Below are 4,295 nucleotides of genomic sequence, written 5' to 3' on the forward strand. Positions count from 1 at the left end.
GCCCGGCCTCAAGCCTCAGACTGTCGCGCGCGCCGAGCCCGATCGGCCGCACGCGGTCGTCTGCCAGCAGAAATCTTGCAAGCTGCGCGGCTTGCTGCGCCGGCACTGAAATTTCAAAGCCGTCCTCTCCGGTATAGCCGGAGCGCGAGACGAAACAGTCGAAGCCCGCGACGTTGCGCGGCCCGGCGTCCATGAACCGCATCCCGGCGGCATCTGCGCAAAACCTCGCCAGCACCGATTCGGCCTCTGGCCCCTGCAGCGCCAGCAGCGCGCGGTCGTCCAGCCGCTCGACCTCGCAGATCCCGGCGAGGTTCTGGCGCAAATGCGCCTCGTCGGCCTCCTTGCAGGCGGCGTTCACCACGACAAAGAGATGGTCGCCGAAATTCGCCACCATCAGGTCGTCGAGCATGCCGCCGGCCGGATTGGTGAATTGCGCATAGCGCTGCCGCCCTCGGGCGAGGCCGAGAATGTCCTGCGGCAGCAGGCTTTCCAGCGCCATGGCCGCGTCCTCCAGGTGGCCGGACTTCGCCCGCAGCGCAAGCTGCCCCATATGCGACACGTCAAACAAGCCGGCGGCCGCGCGGGTATGCAGGTGTTCCCTCAGCACGCCTTGCGCAAACTGCACCGGCATCTCGTAACCCGCGAATGGCACCATTTTGGCGCCCAGCAAGAGGTGAAGGGCTTGGAGCGGCGTGTTTTTGAGGGGGGTGAGATCGTCGCGCGCCAGCATCACAGGGTCCTCGCGGTTCCCAGGGACCATTCCCCGAAAACCTTCGAAGCCCCATCTGTCGCTGTGCCTGAGAGTATTATCCCGTCGGCGGACGCATTGAGGATTCTCGCCCTCGGCGCCTCTTTCCAGATGCTGTCGTCACCACGCGGTCCGTTTGCCTGAGAGTTTCCGGGGCGGTTGCTCCTTCGGCGCCGGCGTCAAAGCCGATCTCTCCCGACGTGGTCGTCGTAAAACGAGGCGGAGAAAACACGAGGCCGACGCGTCTGTCAACGCACTCGCAGCATCTATCAACGAGGTTTACGCGGTCGCGGCAAGCCTATGATCGGCTTGTAGGATCCGCCTGCACAGTTTCTGGACAGCGGGAACGGCCTTGTCTAAAAGCGTTGCGCGGCAAATTGAGCCATTTCGGTGCCGGCAATTCCCGATTGGATGAACATGAGCGGCGTCAACGAGATCAGGTCGACTTTTCTGAACTTCTTTGCCGAGAACGGTCACGAGATCGTGCCGTCCTCGCCGCTGGTGCCGCGCAACGACCCGACCTTGATGTTCACCAATGCCGGCATGGTGCAGTTCAAGAACGTTTTCACCGGTGTCGAGAAGCGGCCCTATGTGCGCGCCACCACGTCGCAGAAATGCGTGCGCGCCGGGGGCAAGCACAACGATCTCGACAATGTCGGATACACCGCGCGCCATCTCACCTTCTTCGAGATGCTCGGCAATTTTTCCTTCGGCGACTATTTCAAGGAGCGCGCGATCGAGCTCGCCTGGAACCTGATCACGAAGGATTTCGGACTCAAGAAGGACAAGCTGCTCGTCACCATCTACCACAATGACGACGAGGCGGCGCGCTACTGGAAGACGATCGCCGGGTTCTCGGACGATCGCATCATCCGGATCGCGACCTCGGACAATTTCTGGGCGATGGGAGATACGGGTCCATGCGGCCCGTGCTCCGAGATCTTCATCGACCGCGGCGAGCATATCTGGGGCGGCCCTCCGGGCAGCCCGGAGGAGGACGGCGATCGCTTCCTCGAATTCTGGAACCTGGTCTTCATGCAGTTCGATCAGGTGACGAAAGAGGAGCGGATGCCGCTGCCGCGTCCCTCGATCGACACCGGAATGGGGCTGGAACGCATGGCCTGCATCCTGCAGGGCGTCGACAGCGTGTTTGACACCGATCTTTTCCGGCATTTGATCGATGCCGCCGCGGCGGCCCTCGGGTGCGGACCTCAGGAGAAAACCGCCGCGTCGTTCCGGGTCATCGCGGATCATCTGCGCTCTTCAGCCTTCCTGATCGCTGACGGGGTGCTGCCGTCGAACGAAGGCCGCGGCTATGTGCTGCGCCGGATCATGCGCCGCGCGATGCGGCATGCGCAGCTTTTGGGCGCCCGCGATCCGCTGATGCATCGGCTGGTGTGGGCGCTGGTCCGCGAGATGGGGCAAGCCTATCCGGACCTGGTGCGCGCGGAAAACCTGATCGAAGAAACGCTGCGGCTGGAAGAAAGCCGCTTCCGCAAGACCCTGGAGCGCGGGCTTTCGATCCTGGATGAGAAAAGCGCGACCCTGAAAAAGGGCGACATGTTCGACGGCGACACCGCCTTCACCCTCTACGACACCTATGGCTTCCCGCTCGATCTGACCCAGGATGCGCTGAAGTCGCGCGGCATCGGCGTCGATATCGCGGCCTTCACCGATGCGATGGACCGGCAGCGTGAGAAGGCGCGCGCGGCCTGGGCCGGCTCGGGGGATACCGCGACCGAAGGCATCTGGTTCTCGTTGCGGGAAAAGCTCGGGGCCACCGAGTTCCTGGGCTACGAGACCGAGAGCGCCGAAGGTGCGGTTGCGGCGCTGGTCAGGAACGGCAAGGAGGCCGACAGCCTGAAGGCTGGCGAGAGCGGCGCCATCGTGCTCAACCAGACTCCATTCTATGCGGAGTCCGGCGGCCAGGTCGGCGACACGGGCGTGATGGTCGGCGACGGCGTCCGCTTCCGCGTCACCGAGACCCAGAAGAAGGCCGGCGACCTGTTCGTGCATGTGGGCACCGTGGAGCAGGGCACCGTGGCGATCGGCACCGCGTTGCAGCTCGATGTCGACCATGGCAGGCGCGGCGCGATCCGCGCCAATCACTCCGCCACCCATCTGTTGCATGAGGCGCTGCGCCAGGTGCTCGGCGATCACATCGCCCAGCGCGGGTCATTGGTGGCGCCGGACCGCCTGCGCTTCGACTTCGCCCACAACAAGCCAATTACGCCGCAAGAACTCAGCCTGGTCGAGGACATCGCCAACGAGGTGGTGCTGGAAAACGACGAGGTCACGACGCGCCTGATGGGGCTGGACGATGCGCGCGATGCTGGCGCCCGCGCGCTGTTCGGCGAGAAGTACGGCGACGAGGTCCGCGTGGTCTCGATGGGCCGAGGCGCGCGGCAGCATGGCCAGAATGCGCTCGGCTGGTCGGTCGAGTTGTGCGGCGGCACCCATGTCAAGCGGACCGGCGATATCGGGCTGATCTCGGTGACGGCTGAGAGCGCGGTCTCCTCCGGCGTGCGCCGTATCGAGGCGCTGACCGGGCGCCACGCGCGCAAGCACGCCAACGACACGATGGCTTTGGCGAAAACCGCGGCGGCGGAGCTGCGCACCACGATCGAGGACGTGCCGGCGCGCATCGCCGCGCTGATGGACGAGCGCAAGAAGCTCGAGCGCGAATTGTCGGACGCGCGCAAGAAGCTCGCGATGGGCGGCGGCGGGGCGGCGGATGGCGCAGCAGCCGGCGTGCGTGAGGTCGGCAACGTCAAACTGATGGCGCGCGCGGTCGAAGGCATCGAGATGAAGGATCTGAAGAGCCTCGCCGACGACGGCAAGAAGCAGCTCGGCTCCGGTGTCGTCGCCATTGTCGGCGTCACCGCCGACGGCAAGGCCGGCATCGTGGTCGGCGTCACCTCTGACCTCACCTCGCGCTACAACGCGGTGGATCTGGTGCGCTTGGCCTCTGAAGCGCTCGGCGGCAAGGGCGGCGGTGGCCGGCCCGACATGGCGCAGGCCGGCGGACCCGATGGCGCCAAGGCCGGCGCCGCGCTCGCGGCGATCGAGAAGGCGATGGCTGGCGCTTGAACAACCCAGCTCGTTCCGCGAAGGGACGTCTCAGCCCTTGCGCAGGAACACGTAGTCCGCGGTGTAGGGCATGCCGCGGGTGGTGCCCGGCCGGTCGCAGGCGTCCTTGAGCACGCCGCCCACCGTGTTGATCCGCTGCACCGTCGTGACATCGGAGAACGTGCCGCTGCCCTTGTGGGTCGCCACGTCGAGCTTCAGCCAGGCGACGTCATTGGCGGTTGCGCCAGGCGCGCTGCCTGCGACCTTGCCGGTGATGGCGCTGCCGTCTTTCAGCTCCCAGGTCGGCCCGGCAAAGTGGTGGCCGACGACCTTGCCGTCCGCGACCAGCGTCGCCTGCGGCTCGCGGAAGGTCCAGGCGAGCTTGCCGTCGGCGCCGGCCTTGCATTCGTAGATCTGCTGGCCGGTCGCGTGCGCGGTGAGGACCGCGGTCAGGCCCGGGGCTGCGATGGCCTCCGGC

General features: G+C 65.9%; 2 protein-coding genes, 1 pseudogene and 1 riboswitch. Of the genes and pseudogenes, 1 reads left to right on the forward strand and 2 read right to left on the reverse strand.

Annotated features, from left to right (window positions below; all coding sequences use genetic code 11):
• Positions 1–730 (reverse strand): annotated as a pseudogene (gene gcvT, locus WCB02_RS00760) (glycine cleavage system aminomethyltransferase GcvT); the annotation flags it as partial.
• A 137-nt stretch (positions 731–867) separates the two neighbouring features.
• Positions 868–956: riboswitch (glycine riboswitch) on the reverse strand.
• A gap of 209 nt (positions 957–1,165) precedes the next feature.
• Here gcvT and alaS point away from each other — a divergent pair.
• Entirely contained in the window at positions 1,166–3,838 is a 2,673-nt protein-coding gene (gene alaS, locus WCB02_RS00765) for an alanine--tRNA ligase (RefSeq protein WP_423955255.1), read from the forward strand.
• Positions 3,839–3,868: 30 nt separating this feature from the next.
• Here the strand turns inward: alaS and WCB02_RS00770 are convergent.
• Positions 3,869–4,295: DUF3455 domain-containing protein (locus WCB02_RS00770; protein WP_423955257.1), on the reverse strand; the 427-nt coding region annotated here is incomplete at its 5' end.

Source organism: Bradyrhizobium sp., from assembly GCF_049581145.1.
In the GTDB taxonomy this organism is placed as follows: domain Bacteria; phylum Pseudomonadota; class Alphaproteobacteria; order Rhizobiales; family Xanthobacteraceae; genus Bradyrhizobium.

Bases quoted from the DNA above. Each gene is read 5' to 3' on its own strand.
- alaS (WP_423955255.1), top strand. From the start codon at position 1,166: ATGAGCGGCGTCAACGAGATCAGGTCGACTTTTCTGAACTTCTTTGCC.